Annotated in this window: 18 protein-coding genes; 5 read left to right on the top strand and 13 right to left on the bottom strand. The window is 35.0% G+C overall.

The window, feature by feature from the left end; all coding sequences use genetic code 11:
- Positions 1-218: 218 nt before the first annotated feature.
- The gene (gene coaD, locus GGR32_RS11615; protein WP_183478374.1) at positions 219-671 is read right to left on the bottom strand and encodes a pantetheine-phosphate adenylyltransferase; all 453 of its coding nucleotides are present in this window, start codon (positions 669-671) and stop codon (positions 219-221) included.
- A 41-nt stretch (positions 672-712) separates the two neighbouring features.
- Positions 713-1,690, bottom strand: coding sequence for a D-alanine--D-alanine ligase (locus GGR32_RS11610; protein ID WP_183478373.1), 978 nt, complete (start codon positions 1,688-1,690; stop codon positions 713-715).
- 116 nt (positions 1,691-1,806) lie between these two features.
- On the opposite strand from GGR32_RS11610, the gene GGR32_RS11605 reads away from it, so the two are divergent.
- Both GGR32_RS11605 and GGR32_RS11600 read left to right on the top strand, forming a co-directional pair.
- A complete protein-coding gene (locus GGR32_RS11605; RefSeq protein WP_183478372.1) occupies positions 1,807-2,367 on the top strand; it encodes a PASTA domain-containing protein in 561 nt (186 codons plus the stop codon).
- 8 nt (positions 2,368-2,375) lie between these two features.
- A complete protein-coding gene (locus GGR32_RS11600) occupies positions 2,376-3,413 on the top strand; it encodes an RluA family pseudouridine synthase (protein WP_183478371.1) in 1,038 nt (345 codons plus the stop codon).
- 82 nt (positions 3,414-3,495) lie between these two features.
- Here GGR32_RS11600 and GGR32_RS11595 read toward each other — a convergent pair whose 3' ends face one another.
- The 5 genes from GGR32_RS11595 to GGR32_RS11575 all read right to left on the bottom strand — a co-directional run bounded on the left by GGR32_RS11595 (position 3,496) and on the right by GGR32_RS11575 (position 7,339).
- On the bottom strand, positions 3,496-4,548 hold the full coding sequence (locus tag GGR32_RS11595) for an AI-2E family transporter (RefSeq protein ID WP_183478370.1): 1,053 nt from the start codon (positions 4,546-4,548) through the stop codon (positions 3,496-3,498).
- Between the two features lie 97 nt (positions 4,549-4,645).
- Complete coding sequence (rluF, locus tag GGR32_RS11590) at positions 4,646-5,380, bottom strand: 23S rRNA pseudouridine(2604) synthase RluF (protein WP_183478369.1); 735 nt, start codon at positions 5,378-5,380, stop codon at positions 4,646-4,648.
- On the bottom strand, positions 5,373-6,227 hold the full coding sequence (locus tag GGR32_RS11585) for an alpha/beta hydrolase (RefSeq protein ID WP_183478368.1): 855 nt from the start codon (positions 6,225-6,227) through the stop codon (positions 5,373-5,375). The genes rluF and GGR32_RS11585 overlap by 8 nt, the downstream gene beginning before the upstream one ends.
- 36 nt (positions 6,228-6,263) lie before the next feature.
- Positions 6,264-6,875: an inorganic diphosphatase gene (locus GGR32_RS11580; RefSeq protein ID WP_183478367.1), complete on the bottom strand. Its 612-nt coding sequence runs from the start codon at positions 6,873-6,875 to the stop codon at positions 6,264-6,266.
- On the bottom strand, positions 6,866-7,339 hold the full coding sequence (locus tag GGR32_RS11575; RefSeq protein WP_183478366.1) for a hypothetical protein: 474 nt from the start codon (positions 7,337-7,339) through the stop codon (positions 6,866-6,868). The genes GGR32_RS11580 and GGR32_RS11575 overlap by 10 nt, the downstream gene beginning before the upstream one ends.
- A 197-nt stretch (positions 7,340-7,536) precedes the next feature.
- Here GGR32_RS11575 and GGR32_RS11570 point away from each other — a divergent pair, with 197 nt between their 5' ends.
- Positions 7,537-8,169: a 7-carboxy-7-deazaguanine synthase QueE gene (locus GGR32_RS11570; RefSeq protein WP_183478365.1), complete on the top strand. Its 633-nt coding sequence runs from the start codon at positions 7,537-7,539 to the stop codon at positions 8,167-8,169.
- Positions 8,170-8,172: 3 nt separating this feature from the next.
- Here the strand turns inward: GGR32_RS11570 and arsB are convergent, their stop codons facing one another.
- From arsB to GGR32_RS11545, 5 genes are all read right to left on the bottom strand, one after another.
- Positions 8,173-9,198, bottom strand: coding sequence for an ACR3 family arsenite efflux transporter (gene arsB / locus GGR32_RS11565; protein WP_183478364.1), 1,026 nt, complete (start codon positions 9,196-9,198; stop codon positions 8,173-8,175).
- On the bottom strand, positions 9,195-9,821 hold the full coding sequence (locus GGR32_RS11560) for a low molecular weight phosphatase family protein (protein WP_183478363.1): 627 nt from the start codon (positions 9,819-9,821) through the stop codon (positions 9,195-9,197). The genes arsB and GGR32_RS11560 overlap by 4 nt, the downstream gene beginning before the upstream one ends.
- Before the next feature lie 9 nt (positions 9,822-9,830).
- The gene (locus tag GGR32_RS11555) at positions 9,831-10,313 is read right to left on the bottom strand and encodes a DUF6428 family protein (protein ID WP_183478362.1); all 483 of its coding nucleotides are present in this window, start codon (positions 10,311-10,313) and stop codon (positions 9,831-9,833) included.
- Between the two features lie 36 nt (positions 10,314-10,349).
- Positions 10,350-10,679 carry an ArsR/SmtB family transcription factor gene (locus tag GGR32_RS11550; protein WP_183478376.1) on the bottom strand — a complete coding sequence of 110 codons (330 nt, stop codon included), beginning with the start codon at positions 10,677-10,679 and terminating at the stop codon, positions 10,350-10,352.
- A gap of 79 nt (positions 10,680-10,758) precedes the next feature.
- Positions 10,759-11,292 (bottom strand): DUF2911 domain-containing protein, encoded by a 534-nt coding sequence (locus GGR32_RS11545; protein ID WP_183478361.1) that lies wholly within the window; start codon positions 11,290-11,292, stop codon positions 10,759-10,761.
- Between the two features lie 181 nt (positions 11,293-11,473).
- On the opposite strand from GGR32_RS11545, the gene gyrB reads away from it, so the two are divergent.
- Both gyrB and GGR32_RS11535 read left to right on the top strand, forming a co-directional pair.
- Positions 11,474-13,411, top strand: a complete 1,938-nt coding sequence (gyrB, locus tag GGR32_RS11540) for a DNA topoisomerase (ATP-hydrolyzing) subunit B (protein WP_183478360.1) — start codon at positions 11,474-11,476, stop codon at positions 13,409-13,411.
- Positions 13,412-13,519: 108 nt separating this feature from the next.
- Entirely contained in the window at positions 13,520-13,942 is a 423-nt protein-coding gene (locus tag GGR32_RS11535; RefSeq protein WP_183478359.1) for an N-acetyltransferase, read from the top strand.
- Between the two features lie 79 nt (positions 13,943-14,021).
- On the opposite strand, the gene GGR32_RS11530 is transcribed toward GGR32_RS11535, so the two are convergent.
- Positions 14,022-15,200, bottom strand: a complete 1,179-nt coding sequence (locus GGR32_RS11530; RefSeq protein WP_183478358.1) for a T9SS type A sorting domain-containing protein — start codon at positions 15,198-15,200, stop codon at positions 14,022-14,024.
- Positions 15,201-15,202: the final 2 nt, after the last annotated feature.

The following is a 15,202-nucleotide window of genomic DNA, read 5'->3' as shown; positions in this document are numbered from 1 at the left end:
AGAATTCATAACTGAAGTTCTTCAAGGCCGTTCTCTAATTATAGAGAGCGGTCTTGTTGTTTTTATGGGGTAATAGATGTTCGCAACACAACCAATAGTTTTATTCTTGAGAAAACCTTTTAAAAGCTAAGAAAATGTATTTGTATATTTAAAAAGGTGTTTTCCGATACTAGGAGAATTCTGTTGTGTGGTTAATAAGTATTTAGTGTTTTTTCTAGTTAAACCCTTACCGCATTAGGAACTAACAAGGTGTAATCTCCGTTATTTCTAATTACATCGCGTACGATAGAGGAGGAAATATAGCTTTTTCCGCTAGAGGTTAGTAAAAAGATAGTTTCTATTTTTTCTAATCTTCGGTTTGTATGCGCAATGGCTTTTTCAAATTCAAAATCGGCAGGATTACGTAAGCCACGCAAAATAAACTCTGCATTTTCTTGTTTACAAAATTCTACGGTTAAGCCTTTATAGGTTTTTATTTTTATGCGAGGTTCGTTTGCAAAGGTTTTTTCTAGAAAAGCTTTGCGTTGAGCTAAACTAAACATGTATTTTTTATCGGCATTTACACCAATGGCTAAAATAATTTCATCAAAAAGTGTTAAGCCACGTTCTATAATATCGTAGTGCCCAAGTGTAATGGGGTCAAAAGATCCTGGAAAAACAGCTCGTTTCATAAAATATGATGTTTTAATTTTTACGAATGTACATAAACTAATTAAGATTGAAGGGCAGTGCGAACCATTTCGGTAAAAAAGGCTTTTAAGCTAATGCCTGCCGCTTTTACTTGCTGCGGAATGATACTAGCCTCGCTAAGTCCTGGGCAAGTGTTTATTTCTAGGAAATGAGGCTCATGATGATGAAAAATAAACTCGGCACGAGCAAAACCATTGAGCTTTAAAATTTTGAAGATTTTTATGGCTTGTTTTTGGACTTTTATACGATTTTCGTCAGAAATATTTGCGGGGGTAATCTCCTGAGATTCGCCAAGATACTTTGCTTTGTAATCAAAAAAATCATTGTCGCTAATAATTTCGGTTACTGGGAGTGCGGTAATTTCATTTTGATAGTTCATAACTCCTACAGAGACTTCGGTGCCGTCTAAAAAAGATTCGATAATCACCTCGTCATCCTCTTTATACGAGAAATGTATGGCTTTTTCTAATTCTTCTTCTTTATAAACTTTAGAAATCCCAAAGCTACTTCCTGCTTTATTTGCTTTTACAAAACAGGGTAAACCTACTTTTTCAATAATGGCTTTAGTGTTGATGTCATCGCCTTCATTAAGTAAGTAATTAGGAGCTGTTTGAATGCCGTAAGCCCGTAAAATACTAATGCAGTCGCGTTTGTTAAACGTGAGCGCAGCAGGGTAAAATGCCGAAGATGTTTGTGGAATGCCAAGAATATTTAGATACGCCTGAAAAATGCCGTCTTCTCCTGGAGTACCATGAATACTGTTAAAAACAACATCGAACGTTATTTTTTTATCCTGGATATTAACCGAGAAATCATTTTTATCGATAGGAAATTTTTCGTTGTTATCGGTAACTACAAACCAGCCTTCTAATAAAATATGTACGCGGTAAAGGTTATATAATTCACGGTCTAAATAATTGTAAACGAGTTCTCCGCTATTCAACGAAATCTTATATTCGCTAGAATATCCTCCCATCGCAATGGCAACATTTTTTTTCATGCAATAAAATTGATTAAGCTTATTTAGTCAACATTTAATAATCCAACGCAGGTTATTAATTTAATTAAACAAAAATACGCTTGTTTTTATATCTTTGCCTAATAATTTTTAGAATAATGAAGCTACTGAAATTTCTTACAAGTAAAACATTTTTCATTCAGTTAATTTTAGCCATAGTCGTTGTAGTGGTAGGTATATTTTTTATGATGAATTGGTTAGAGAACACCACCAACCATAACGAGCATATCGAAGTGCCAGATTTAACCAAAATGACACTAGATAAGGTTGATGCCGAGCTAGAAACATTGCATTTACAGCGAGAAATTTTAGACTCTGCCAACTATAACCCCAATTATCCTAAATATTCGGTAATAGAACAAGTGCCAGCAGCAGGAAAATTGGTAAAAGAGAATAGAAAAATATACTTAACGTTAAATCCTTCGGGTTATGCTAAAATAGAAATCCCGAGCTATTTATTAGGAAAAACAAGACGACAAGTAGCGCCTACTTTACGCTCGTTAGGTTTCGAGATTGGAGAGATCTCTTACCGTCCAGATATAGCTAGAGATGCGGTCTTAGAGATGCGAGCTAATGGGGAAACCATAAATGCTGGCGATAAACTGATGAAAACAACTAAAATAGATTTGATCTTAGGCGACGGGAAATCTAATTACTAAATTAAAATATGCAAGAAAACCCACAAGAGTTACCCGAAACGGACGATTTATACGAACACCATAAATTTGTAGCCGCAAAAGGACAAGAGCCTTTACGTGTAGATAAGTTTTTAATGAATTTTATTGAAAATGCTACTCGAAATAAAGTACAACAAGCGGCAAAAAATGGCAATGTTTATGTAAATGGGGAAGTTGTAAAGCAAAATTATAAAGTAAAAGCTGGTGACGAGGTGCAGGTAATGTTTGAGCACCCACCATATGAGTTTTTGCTTACTCCAGAAAATATTCCGTTAGATGTAGTTTATGAAGATGATACGCTTTTGGTGGTAAACAAACCTGCAGGAATGGTAGTACATCCTGGGCATGGTAATTACTCAGGAACATTGATTAATGCCCTTATCTATCATTTTGAAAACCTACCACACAACAGTAGCGATAGGCCTGGGTTAGTTCACCGAATAGACAAAGATACAAGTGGACTTTTGGTAGTTGCTAAAACAGAGGAGGCCATGACGCATCTTGCAAAGCAGTTTTTTAATAAAACCAGCGAGCGTGAATATGTAGCCTTGGTGTGGGGAAATGTAGAGGAAGAGGAAGGTACTATAGAAGGAAACATAGGAAGGCATCCTAAAAACAGACTTCAAAATACCGTATTTGAAGGCGATGAAGCTGATAAAGGAAAACCTGCAGTAACACACTATAAAGTTTTAGAGCGTTTTGGATACGTAACATTAATTTCCTGTAAGCTAGAAACAGGACGAACACACCAAATTAGAGTGCATTGTAAACACATTGGGCATACGCTTTTTAACGATGAACGCTATGGAGGTGAGAAAATATTAAAAGGAACTTCATTTACAAAATACCGTCAATTTGTAGATAATTGTTTTAAAATTTTACCTAGGCAAGCATTACACGCAAAAACATTAGGTTTTGAACATCCTAAAACAAAAGAGTGGATGAGTTTTAGCAGTGAGCTGCCAGAAGATATTGAGCAATGTATAGCGCGTTGGCGTAATTATGCTAAAAATCAAAAAGATTATTAAAAAGAATATAGATTAGCTGATGTATTTTGCTTTTTATGGATTTGCTTACTAAATAAGTATCCTAGCTTTTAGGAGCCTTACTTTATTCATCATTATTTTTTAAGACATCTTCTAGACTTATTTGTTTAGGGTTTTTCCCGTACTCATATTTATAGAGTTTTACCATAAGCATAAATAACGAGATGATTAAAGGACCGAAAATAAGTCCGATAAACCCAAATAACGGAACACCAACAATTACCCCAATTAAGGTAACTAAAGGATGCACATCAGACAGGCGTTTTAAAATCATTAAACGTATAATATTATCTGTAGAGCCTACCACAACAATGCCATAAATAAGAATAGCAATTGCTTGCCAAGTGTTTCCTTGGGCAAGTAGAATAATTGTAACAGGAATAACACCAATGGCAGTACCTACAAAAGGAATCATGGAGCCGATAGTGGTAACTACAAACCAGAAAAATGGATCTGGAACTCCGAAAATTAAATAACCGATTAAAGCTATAATTCCTTGGCATAACGCAACAAGAGGGATTCCAATAGCGTTTGCTTTTACAGTTTCGTTAGTTTCCTTGCCTATAATATTAATGTTTTCCTGATTCATGGGAATATAGCCAACTAACGAGCTTTGCAGGTTATTTCTGTTAATAAGCAGGTAATAGAGTATAAAATACATTACCCCTATAGCGATAACAATATTAAAGGTTCCGCCAGCAAGACTCTGAAGGTTGGTGCTAACCCAATCGGTAATTTTAGAAGTATCTATGCTTTGGCTTATACTATAGCCAAAAGAAGTTTCTAACTCTGTAAATTGCTCTTTAATAATAAGAGCTACCTCTTGGAAATTTTGTACGGCTCTTGATATTTTAGAGCTTAATAATAAGATAATCCCTGTTACTGGAATTACGATGATAAAAACCGAAACAACAATAATAATGCTTGCTGCTAGGCTTTCTCCTAATCCTTTTTTTACCAATTTACTCATCCATCCCTTAAAAAGGATATGCATCGTAACGGCTCCTAAAACTCCAGATAGATAAGGAAGCATCTCAAAAAATATAAGAAGACCAAGTATTAAAACTAAGATTAATAGAAAAAGTTGTCGAACTAATTCGGGCGATAGTTTTTTCATGCTTTTAATTGGTTAGTAATGGATTATCTTGCTAAAAGTAAAAATAAATTTTATAAAAGTATAAAATTAGGTGCTAATTTTTATAGAAGAAAAAGTTTTACTCATGAGTTTTAGAGGAGTTCCCAATAAGGTGGTTTAGTGTTGCTAGTTCTTTTTGGGTTAATTCTCTGTATTTACCCACTGGCGTATCTAAATGTATGTTCATAATCCTGATACGTTGTAAGCGTGTAACTTGGTAATCTAAGTATTCACACATGCGTCGTATTTGTCGGTTTAGCCCTTGTGTAAGGATTATCTTAAATGTGTGATTGCCTAATTTTTCTACCTTACATTTTCGAGTTACCGTATCTAGAATAGGGACTCCGTTACTCATTTTTTCTATAAAATCGGGGGTAATGGGTTTGTTTACCGATACGATGTACTCTTTCTCATGATTGTTTTTTGCGCGCAATATTTTATTTACAATATCACCATCGTTAGTAAGTAATATAAGTCCTTCGCTGGGTTTGTCTAAGCGGCCTATTGGGAAGATACGTTTAGGGTACTTCATAAAGTCTACAATATTGGCTTTTTCTCTTTTAGTATCGGTAGTGCAAACAATTCCTACAGGCTTGTTTAAGGCAAGGTAAACAAAGTCATTTTTAGTAGCTACGGGCTTTCCGTCTACGGTAACTACATCGGCTTCTGTGATTTTGGTGCCTACTTCAGGTAGTTCTCCATTTATGCGAACGCGATTTTCTTCGATGAGGGTATCGGCTTTTCTACGAGAACAAAACCCTATTTGGCTTAAGTATTTGTTTATGCGTATTTCTTTAGTGGTTTCGTTACTCATGGTGTTTATGGTTTAGCAAAAAACGGGTTATTTTTTGGTTTATCATTTGGTTGTTTAACGAGTGTCCTGCACCTTCGGTAATTAGCAATTCTACATCTTTTAGATTTTGTTTTATTTTTTCTGCTTCGGTCAAAGGAACAATTTTATCGTATTGATCGTGAATAATAAGTGTTGGGTTTTGGATTGTTTTAGCAAAGTTTGCTACCGAAAATTCTTTGAAGCGAAAATTAAATTTACGCACAAAAATTTGTTCTAAATCTGCCATAAATTTATTATTTAAATTCAAGATTTTTTGATAGCCATACATAATGCGGTCAAGTTCTGAAGGGGCGCCTAATAAAACGGTTTTTTTTATGGTATTTTCTGTAAAGAAATGTTGGTAATAAACGCTTGTCATTCCTCCCATGCTATGGCCTACCAGGTAATCTGGAGTAAATTTTTTCACTAAGACGTCTGCTATGTTAGCATAAATAGGAATATTTATAATTTTTCCTCCCGAGTTTCCGTGTGCGGGAGCATCAAAAGCAATAATATTAAAGTTTTTTTCTTGAAGTTCTGTAATTAACTCTTTCCAACGGTGAGTGTTGCTTTCCCAACCATGTATAAGCAATACCGTATTTCCGCTTCCTTCCCAGTGATAGGTTTGTATGGGAGTTTGCTGGATGGTTAAAACTTCTTTTTTTGCGGTGTTAAGGAAATCTTTTTGTTCTGGTTTTATACGGCCTCGTCTAGGCGAACAAAATAAGTAATAAGCTTTTTTCGTGGCCTTTTTAGGGTTGATAAGGTATAAGGAGCTTAACTGAATACCAATAATTTTTGGCAAATATTTTTTTATTTTCTTTCTCATTTTAAATTTCCTAACATGCAAAAATAAGAAAAGTTTTTATGCTTTTTCTAAGCTGTTTTCAATAAGCTTCCAAGCAGCTGTTTCATCTTGCCAAGCCATAATTTTATAGTTTTTAGCAGCATTATGTTGTAACAGCCAATTGTTTATTTCTTTCCTTGTTTCGGGAAATTCTTCATAAAGTTCTTTAAAGTTTTTAATAGATAAAACTTGGTGTTCTTTTTTTTGGGGGATAGCAATTATTTTTGCAATTTCTTCTTCTTGCCTTTTTGCTTTGATTAATGCAATGGGTTGGATGCCTATAATACTAGCAGTAGGTAAGGTGTCGGCTAAAATAAAAACTTCTATGGCGGAATTTCCTTTGTGCGTAGAAGGAATAAATCCGTAATTGCCTAAATAGGGTAAGGGGTTGTTTCTTTTTGAATAAGAAGTGTCTGTGTTGAAAGAATTATTTTTAGGGTTGTAAGTTATCGGGTTTGTGGTTCCTGTAGGGGTTTCAACAATGGCTTGTAATACTCCTTGTTTAGAAAAAGTAGGGATGTTGTAAAAATTCACTTGTTTTTCTTGTTCAGACTCATGCTTACAACCTATGGTTATGCTTGTAAGAATAGCCCCAATAAGGAAGAAAGTAATTTTTTTATTTATTGCCAACCTAACCAAAGTTGTTCTATTTTGGCGTTATCAGGAATTTGTGTTTTGTCTATCTTTATGCTTGTGTTGTAACGCGCATTTCCTGTAATATTATCTTTATCTATTGTAAAGTATAAGTTTTCCTCATCGATAAAAACAACAATTTTACTCAGTGTATTTTCTATTTTACTAATGTTATATTGGTTGGTAATTTCTTTAAAGCTACTGTTTTTACCAATGCCTTTTTGGGTTTTAAAGCGTGCATCTAGAATTTCTATATTGCTTATGGTGCTGTTTTCGTTTTGGCGTTCTGCAGGTTCTAATTTTAGTAATTTTTTCCCACCTTTTTCATAGACTATAAGCTCGTTGCTACTCCCAAACATTCCGCGTGTTTTTTCTTTTACCAGCGAGTCATTTTTATATAAACTATCTAAAGATTTTACTTGTATTTTGGGAGTTAAACCTCCAATAGCTTTAGGTTGCATAAGAAATTTATTGTTGCTTTTTTGGCAACTAAATACGAAGCTAATCAGAATACTAAGGGCGAAAATTGACTTTTTCAAAAGTTTATATTTTTAAAATTCGAGGTAAAAATACAAATACTTTCCTAAAATTTCTTTCCGAATATATAAATCATTTAAAACAAATGTGCAGGCTAAAGCTAAATAACTACCTTTGCATCATGAAGAAAGAAGATATACAGGCATTGGTAAATACTGGCCAGTATTTACCACTCATGGAAGAGTTTTACACCATACAAGGAGAAGGTTTTCATAAAGGGACGGCAGCATATTTTATACGAGTAGGAGGTTGTGATGTTGGTTGCCATTGGTGTGATGTAAAAGAAAGCTGGGATGCAGAAAAACATCCGCCAACTTCGATTGGTCAAATTGTTGCTAATGCAGAAAAATATAGCGATACCATTGTAATTACCGGAGGAGAACCTTTAACATGGGATATGAGTCCGCTTACAGAAAACTTAAAAGCCAAAGGATTAAAAACACATATAGAAACTTCTGGAGCTTATGCAGTAACAGGGGTTTGGGATTGGTTTTGTTTATCGCCTAAAAAACTAAAATTACCAACGCCTGAGGCATATAAGCAAGCAGATGAACTTAAAATAATTGTTTATAATAAAAACGATTTAATTTTTGCTGAACAACAAGCCGAAAAAGTAAATTCTGACTGTATTTTGTACCTACAGCCAGAATGGAGTAAACGTGATAAAGTAGTGCCGCTTATTGTAGATTATGTAATGAAAAACCCAAAATGGAAAGTATCTTTACAAACCCATAAATACTTAAATATTCCGTAAATATTACCCGTATTTCTTACGTAGCCAAAATGCAACCCTAACAAGTAATAAGAGCGCAGGGACTTCTACCAAAGGACCTATAACGCCAGCAAATGCTTGTCCAGAATTAATTCCGAAAACAGCAATAGCAACGGCAATAGCGAGCTCAAAGTTATTGCCCGCTGCGGTAAAGGCAACAGCAACTTTTTTATCATAAGGTGTACCGTTTAGTTTGCTCATAAAGTAACCAATAAGGAACATTAAGATAAAATAGATAAGCAAAGGAATGGCTATTCTTAGGATATCTAGCGGAAGCTCTACAATGGTTTCGGCTTTAAGCGAAAACATAATTACAATAGTAATAAGCAATGCCACTAAAGTTACAGGAGAAATAGCCGGGAGGTATTTGTTAGTAAACCATTTTTTGCCTTTAAACTTTATCAACAGATACCTGCTAATTCCGCCTAAAGCAAAAGGCAAACCTAAGTAAAGGAGTACACTCTCTGCAATTGTGCTAATTGGAATGTCGATAAGTGCACTTTCCATACCAACATAAGGAGGTAAGATGGTGATAAAAAACCATGCGTAAAAACTATATACAAACACTTGGAAAATACTATTTAAAGCAACAAGTCCTGCGGCGTATTCATTGCTTCCTTCAGCAAGGTCATTCCAGACCAAAACCATGGCTATACAACGTGCAAGCCCAATAAGAATAAGCCCTATCTGATATTCTGGATAACCCTTTAAGAATACGATAGCTAAGAGGAACATAAGTACAGGGCCAATAATCCAATTTAATATAAGCGATACGCTAAGAAGCTTAACATCTTTAAATATCTGCGGAAGTAACTTGTAGTTTACTTTTGCCAGTGGCGGATACATCATCAAGATAAGCCCTATGGCTAGCGGAATGTTTGTAGAACCTGATTGTAAGGCTAAAATTACTTCAGAAAATTGAGGAAAAAAGTTTCCGATAGCAACGCCTAACAGCATGGCTAAAAAAATCCAAAGGCTTAGGTGCCGACTTAAAAAATCTAATTTTTTCATGCGATTTTAGCTAAAGCGTTAAAGAGGTATAAAAGTTCTGTTGCAATTTGCGTATTTGTTGCCCGATAGGCTTCCTTTTGATTAGGAAGCTTATCAAAGGATTTGGGGTCTTGGTAAGGGAGTGCAAACCTTATTTCTGCACGAGGAACCATTGGGCAAGCCTGATTGGCTTCATCGCAAGTTAGTATGGCTATAAACTCTTGGTTTAGCTGTTGTTGTGCTAAACTTTTAGAATAATCGGTAATTTTTTTAGCAGCTTCACTAAACTTAATTTCATAAGTAGGATTAACAGGAACTTTACTTTTTCTGTTGATTTGGAAGCCGTTTTCCTCTAAAACTTCTAAGCATGAGGAGAAAATTTCGGTAGCTTCTGTTCCTGCAGAATAACTCTCTATTAGCGGTAACTTAAAATGATAAGCTAAAACATTAGCCCATACATTAGTCAAAAAACTACGTCTAGAATTATGTGTACATATAAAATTTAAAGCAACAGGTTCTTGTTGTTTGAGTTTTTTGTAGATGTACTCACTTATCATGTTAAGCTTCTCCTTGCGTTTTTCTGTAATGTTATTTGGCGAGAGTTGCGCTAAATAAGCTTCTATAGGAGGAAATAATGTTTTCATAACTAAGTATTAACAGCAACCAGAATTGGGGTCGCAAGTGTTTTTTGCCGAGCTGTTTAAATCGACCATTTTTGTTTTTACTTTAATGCTTGGTGTTTGGCACTTATCTGGTGCTAGGCAATCGGTAAGTGTTTTAGATAGTACAAACCCAGTATCATTATGGCTTAGGTTGTATTTCTCTATAGTTCTTCCTTGGTATTCTACTTCTATTGGTAGGTTAGGTAGCTGAAGCTCTTTTTCAGAGAGTTCGATAATTTTGATTAACTTTTCTGGGTGCAAGCGGTGGTCGTAATCATTTGCATTCCAAAGTTGGAAAGATATACGTTGTTCGTGACGAATGGTGCTGCCACAATCGATAAATTTCTTATCGATAAGTCCAATTTCTGTAACATGAAAGTGAGCAGGAACCAATTCTCCGTTTGGTAATGAAAAGCTAATCTGAGTGCTTTCTTTTAAAATTTGTTTAACGTCATTAAGGGTTAGAGTTTTCATATATTGTAATATTGCGATTAATAAGGGTAAATTTTTTTAACAACAACTAGGGGGATTCGTATCTTTACTAAAAAAAGTTTCAAAAGCAAGACTTATTTCTTTCCATTTTTCAGTATTAATACAGTAGCATACGCTTGTGCCTTCTACTTGTCCTTGAATAATGCCAATTTTTTTTAGCTCTTTTAAATGCTGCGAAATAGTTGGTTGGGCAAGGCCAATAACACTTACCAAATCTCCACAAATACATGTGTTTATTTTTAAAAGGTGTTCTATAATGGCAATGCGTGCTGGGTGAGCCAAAGCCTTTGCTAATTGTGCAAGTTGGTTTTGCTTTTCAGTAAAAATTTCAGATTTTGTAATTCCCATTATTATATTTATATATTGCAATATTACGATGAATGCTTTTTCTGTCAAAATAAAATTTAAAAAAATTAGGACTTATTAATTATTCAGAAGAAATATTTTTCATTAATATTTCGATATAAATATTGTCCCAACCAATAAGTAATAATGCTCCCTGATTGATGGGTTGCAAGGCGATAGAAAAAGTTTCGATGGGAGCGGCAGCTTGCTTTGGAATAGTAGGAATTTTAGCAATATCTAAATCAGGGTTATAATTGGTTCCCCAAGTGTTTGTGGCTTCGTTAATAATTAGTGTCCATTTATTTTTGTTCGGGATGGTGTATAAAGTGTAAGTGCCTGCACAAATGTAATAATCCTCTATCATCATATCGTTATAAAGGGTAAGTTCGGTGGCTTCATTTGCCCCAGTACGCCATACGGTATTGTACGGTACTAGTTCACCAAATATTTCGCGTTCTCTTTTTTGTGGGCGGCTGTAAATAATTCTTGCCATAGGAGAATTATCGTTATTTCTAATATGTGCAACATCCATCGGGCTTTTATCTAAATCCGAAAAATCTTGTGCGTTTATACTTGTGCTAAGTAAAATAAATAGTAAAACCCCGAAGTATTTCATACATTAAAAATTTAGTGGTTATCATTATAGGGTATAAAATTTAAAAAGTTTACAATTTCTTGTTAAAAAAAGCCGCCATGTTAAATGGTTGTTGATAACTTGCATTTAGGCTAAGTTATTAGGTTATTCTAAACCAACAAAAATAGTTATATTTGTAGCTTAGCTATGTTAATTTATTAATATGAACGAAGAACAAAAGAAAAATTATTCGGCCGATAGTATTCAGGCGTTAGAAGGGATGGAGCACGTACGTATGCGTCCTTCCATGTATATTGGAGATGTAGGAGTACGAGGTTTACACCATTTGGTTTACGAGGTAGTAGATAACTCGATAGACGAAGCAATGGCTGGATATTGCGATAGAATAGATGTAACAATTAATGAAAATAACTCGGTTACGGTTTCTGATAACGGTCGAGGAATCCCCGTAGATTTACATAAAAAAGAAGGGGTTTCTGCGCTAGAAGTAGTAATGACTAAAATTGGTGCAGGAGGGAAATTCGATAAAGACTCCTATAAAGTATCAGGAGGGCTTCACGGGGTTGGTGTAAGTTGTGTAAACGCACTTTCTTCGCATTTACACGCTAAAGTTTACCGAAATAATCAAATTTGGGAGCAAGAGTACGAAATAGGAAAAGCCAAGTATCCTGTAAAACAAACCGGCGAAACAGAACTTTCTGGTACCGAGGTAACCTTTTTGCCAGACCCAAGCATCTTTAAAGGCGGAACAGAATATAATTACGATACCTTAGCCAACCGTTTACGAGAATTAGCTTTCTTAAATAAAGGAATTAACATCTCTTTAACCGATAAACGAAATAAGGATGAAGAAGGTAATTTTATCTCAGAACAATTTCATTCAGAAGAAGGTTTAAAAGAGTTTATCCGTTTCTTAGACGAAACAAGAGAGCCTATTATTGGAGGAGTAATTTCTATGGAGGGAGAAAAGAACGATATCCCTGTAGAGGTTGCGATGATTTATAACAATACTTATGCAGAAAATTTACATTCTTATGTAAATAACATCAATACGCACGAAGGAGGAACTCACCTGTCTGGATTTAGAAGAGGACTTACCTCTACGCTTAAAAAGTATGCAGATGCTTCTGGAATGCTAGATAAACTTAAGTTTGAAATTTCTGGAGACGATTTCCGTGAAGGATTAACAGCTATAGTTTCTGTAAAAGTAGCAGAGCCACAGTTTGAAGGGCAAACAAAAACAAAATTAGGGAATAGAGAAGTAACCTCGGCAGTTTCACAAGCGGTTTCAGAAATGTTGGAAAACTACTTGGAAGAAAACCCTAACGATGCCAAAACCATTGTGCAAAAAGTTATTCTTGCAGCTCAAGCAAGACATGCTGCTAAAAAGGCACGTGAAATGGTACAACGAAAAACCGTGATGAGCGGAGGAGGCCTACCAGGTAAACTTTCAGATTGTTCAGAGCAAGATCCAGCAATATGTGAAGTGTTTCTAGTGGAGGGAGATTCGGCAGGAGGAACTGCAAAACAAGGACGAGACCGTAATTTTCAAGCCATACTTCCTTTAAGAGGTAAAATACTTAATGTTGAAAAAGCGATGCAGCATCGAGTATTTGAAAACGAGGAGATTAGAAATATTTATACCGCTTTAGGGGTAACCGTAGGAACAGAAGAAGATAGTAAAGCATTAAACCTTTCTAAGTTGCGTTACCATAAAGTAGTGATTATGTGTGATGCCGATGTAGATGGGAGTCACATTGCAACACTTATTTTAACCTTTTTCTTTAGGTATATGCGCGAGTTAATAGAAGCAGGTTATATTTATATTGCTACACCACCTTTATACTTAATTAAAAAAGGAGCTAGAAAACGTTATGCGTGGAGTGATGCAGAACGTGATGAGATTGCTGCAGAGTATGCAGGAGGGGTTACTGTACAGCGTTATAAGGGTCTTGGAGAGATGAATGCAGAGCAGCTTTGGGATACCACTATGAATCCAGAATACAGAACCTTACGCCAAGTAACTATAGATAATGCAGGAGAAGCAGATCGTGTATTCTCTATGCTAATGGGAGATGAGGTGCCTCCACGTAGAGAGTTTATCGAGAAAAATGCAAAATATGCCAATATTGATGCATAATAATAAGCGTTTATAAAAAGCAAGAAGCCATGTTTAAAAACATGGCTTCTTGCTTTTTATAGGTGTTTTTTTGTTTACATAGCTTAAATTAGTTAAAAAGAAATAAGTATGATACGATTGTTTAAACCCCAAGATATAGCCAAGTTAGTCGAATTATGGTATGATGCTTCTGTAATAGCTCATGATTTTATAGAAAAAAATTACTGGGAAGAAAAGAAAAAGGAAATGGCAGAAATCTATATTCCAAATAGTGAAACTTATGTATATGAGCAAGCAGGGCAAATTATAGGCTTTGTGTCTTTGTTAGAAAATTATATAGCTGCAATATTTGTTGCTCCAGCTCAACAAGGTAAAGGAGTGGGGAAAGCATTAATGCAGTTTGTAAAGCAACAGCGCAAAACTTTAACCTTGGGAGTTTATGCTAAAAATATAAATTCGATTGCTTTTTACAAAAAGCAGGGATTTGTTGTTGTGGAAGAAAAAATAGACGAACCTACAGGAGAGCAAGAGCTAGTGATGGCGTGTAGCTGATTTTTTTATTTAGTAAGAGTTTATATATACTAAAGCCGTGTTTTTAAGCACGGCTTTAGTATTAAAAAGTAGAATATTCCTATTGTATAATAAGCTTCTCTGTAGTTATGTGGGCGGTATTCGTCTGTTTGATTTTTACTAAATAAATGCCTTTAGTAAGCTCGCTAATTTGATACGTATTTTGAGGTTGTGTAAATAGCTTTATTAATTTGCCTTCTATATTATAAAGTTCTATTTGCTTGATAGAAAGATTGTTTGTGATAAAGAAAGAATCGGTGGTGGGGTTAGGGTAAAGTTTTAATTTATCTTTTGCATTATGCTTAGTCGAGCTAAGTGTGTAAGGACAATTAGAAAAGTTTATAAAGTCACCATTAGCAGCTTCAAGGCGGAAAAATTCGGGGCTACATCCTTCCCCCGAATCTACAATGCCGTATGTGAAATTAAAAACTTCGGTAGTATTGTTTTTAAAGAAATCAAAATAATGAGTTTGTAAATTGGTAGTTGTGGTGTTTTGGCAATTAACAGGAGTTGCGGTTAAGCTTTCACAAACAAAGGTTAATTCATTATCACTATGTATAGAAAACTGTCCTGAAAGTATACTGCAGGCTTCCGTCTTAAAAGTTCCGTCACTAGCGAATTCAATACTTATTTGATTATAGGTTGAAGTTGTATTAAACTCTGAATTTACAAAATCTTGAATGTTGTAAGTGGTTCCGTTTACCTGCATGGCGTCTACATACCAAGTGTCTAAATTATCTGTGCTTGTAAGTTTTAGCGTGTTGCTATTAAGCCCATTAATATTAAATAAAGGCGTATTGTATAAGTTTATTGTATTTCCCGTACTATTGGTAATTTCCAAATGGGTAAAATCACCCGCTTTTGAAATGGTGAAATAAAAATTATCACCCACACCGTTTTTAAAGTAATTTTTAATCGTATTGCTAAACGTAGTGCTATTGGTGTTGTTGCATATAGGAGTGTCGCCCGTATAAGCATCGGCAGTAAATACGTTAATTCCCATGGTGATGGGCGTTTCAAAACTGCCACCACAGCATAAATCTCCAATAAGTTTATTGTTGGTGAGGTCAACGTTTATTTGGGTGTATAAATCGGCATCAGCAGGGTGTGTTAACTCAGTATTTTCGGTTTCTATACTATGCACAAACCAAGTAACATCTTCTATGGCTGGCGTTTGTTGAGCAGTAGAGCTCATAAGACTAATCATGCCTATCAGGAGTTTGATTAAATAAGTTTTCATAT

Source organism: Mesonia hippocampi, from assembly GCF_014197445.1.
Taxonomy (GTDB): Bacteria; Bacteroidota; Bacteroidia; order Flavobacteriales; family Flavobacteriaceae; genus Mesonia; species Mesonia hippocampi.
The sequence above is the reverse complement of the archived record's forward strand: the minus strand, read 5'-3'. Positions and strand labels throughout refer to the sequence as shown.

Bases quoted from the DNA above. Each gene is read 5' to 3' on its own strand.
- coaD (WP_183478374.1), bottom strand. From the start codon at position 671: ATGAAACGAGCTGTTTTTCCAGGATCTTTTGACCCCATTACACTTGGG.
- GGR32_RS11610 (WP_183478373.1), bottom strand. From the start codon at position 1,690: ATGAAAAAAAATGTTGCCATTGCGATGGGAGGATATTCTAGCGAATAT.
- GGR32_RS11605 (WP_183478372.1), top strand. From the start codon at position 1,807: ATGAAGCTACTGAAATTTCTTACAAGTAAAACATTTTTCATTCAGTTA.
- GGR32_RS11600 (WP_183478371.1), top strand. From the start codon at position 2,376: ATGCAAGAAAACCCACAAGAGTTACCCGAAACGGACGATTTATACGAA.
- GGR32_RS11595 (WP_183478370.1), bottom strand. From the start codon at position 4,548: ATGAAAAAACTATCGCCCGAATTAGTTCGACAACTTTTTCTATTAATC.
- rluF (WP_183478369.1), bottom strand. From the start codon at position 5,380: ATGAGTAACGAAACCACTAAAGAAATACGCATAAACAAATACTTAAGC.
- GGR32_RS11585 (WP_183478368.1), bottom strand. From the start codon at position 6,227: ATGAGAAAGAAAATAAAAAAATATTTGCCAAAAATTATTGGTATTCAG.
- GGR32_RS11575 (WP_183478366.1), bottom strand. From the start codon at position 7,339: ATGCAACCTAAAGCTATTGGAGGTTTAACTCCCAAAATACAAGTAAAA.
- GGR32_RS11570 (WP_183478365.1), top strand. From the start codon at position 7,537: ATGAAGAAAGAAGATATACAGGCATTGGTAAATACTGGCCAGTATTTA.
- arsB (WP_183478364.1), bottom strand. From the start codon at position 9,198: ATGAAAAAATTAGATTTTTTAAGTCGGCACCTAAGCCTTTGGATTTTT.
- GGR32_RS11560 (WP_183478363.1), bottom strand. From the start codon at position 9,821: ATGAAAACATTATTTCCTCCTATAGAAGCTTATTTAGCGCAACTCTCG.
- GGR32_RS11555 (WP_183478362.1), bottom strand. From the start codon at position 10,313: ATGAAAACTCTAACCCTTAATGACGTTAAACAAATTTTAAAAGAAAGC.
- GGR32_RS11550 (WP_183478376.1), bottom strand. From the start codon at position 10,679: ATGGGAATTACAAAATCTGAAATTTTTACTGAAAAGCAAAACCAACTT.
- GGR32_RS11545 (WP_183478361.1), bottom strand. From the start codon at position 11,292: ATGAAATACTTCGGGGTTTTACTATTTATTTTACTTAGCACAAGTATA.
- gyrB (WP_183478360.1), top strand. From the start codon at position 11,474: ATGAACGAAGAACAAAAGAAAAATTATTCGGCCGATAGTATTCAGGCG.
- GGR32_RS11535 (WP_183478359.1), top strand. From the start codon at position 13,520: ATGATACGATTGTTTAAACCCCAAGATATAGCCAAGTTAGTCGAATTA.
- GGR32_RS11530 (WP_183478358.1), bottom strand. From the start codon at position 15,200: ATGAAAACTTATTTAATCAAACTCCTGATAGGCATGATTAGTCTTATG.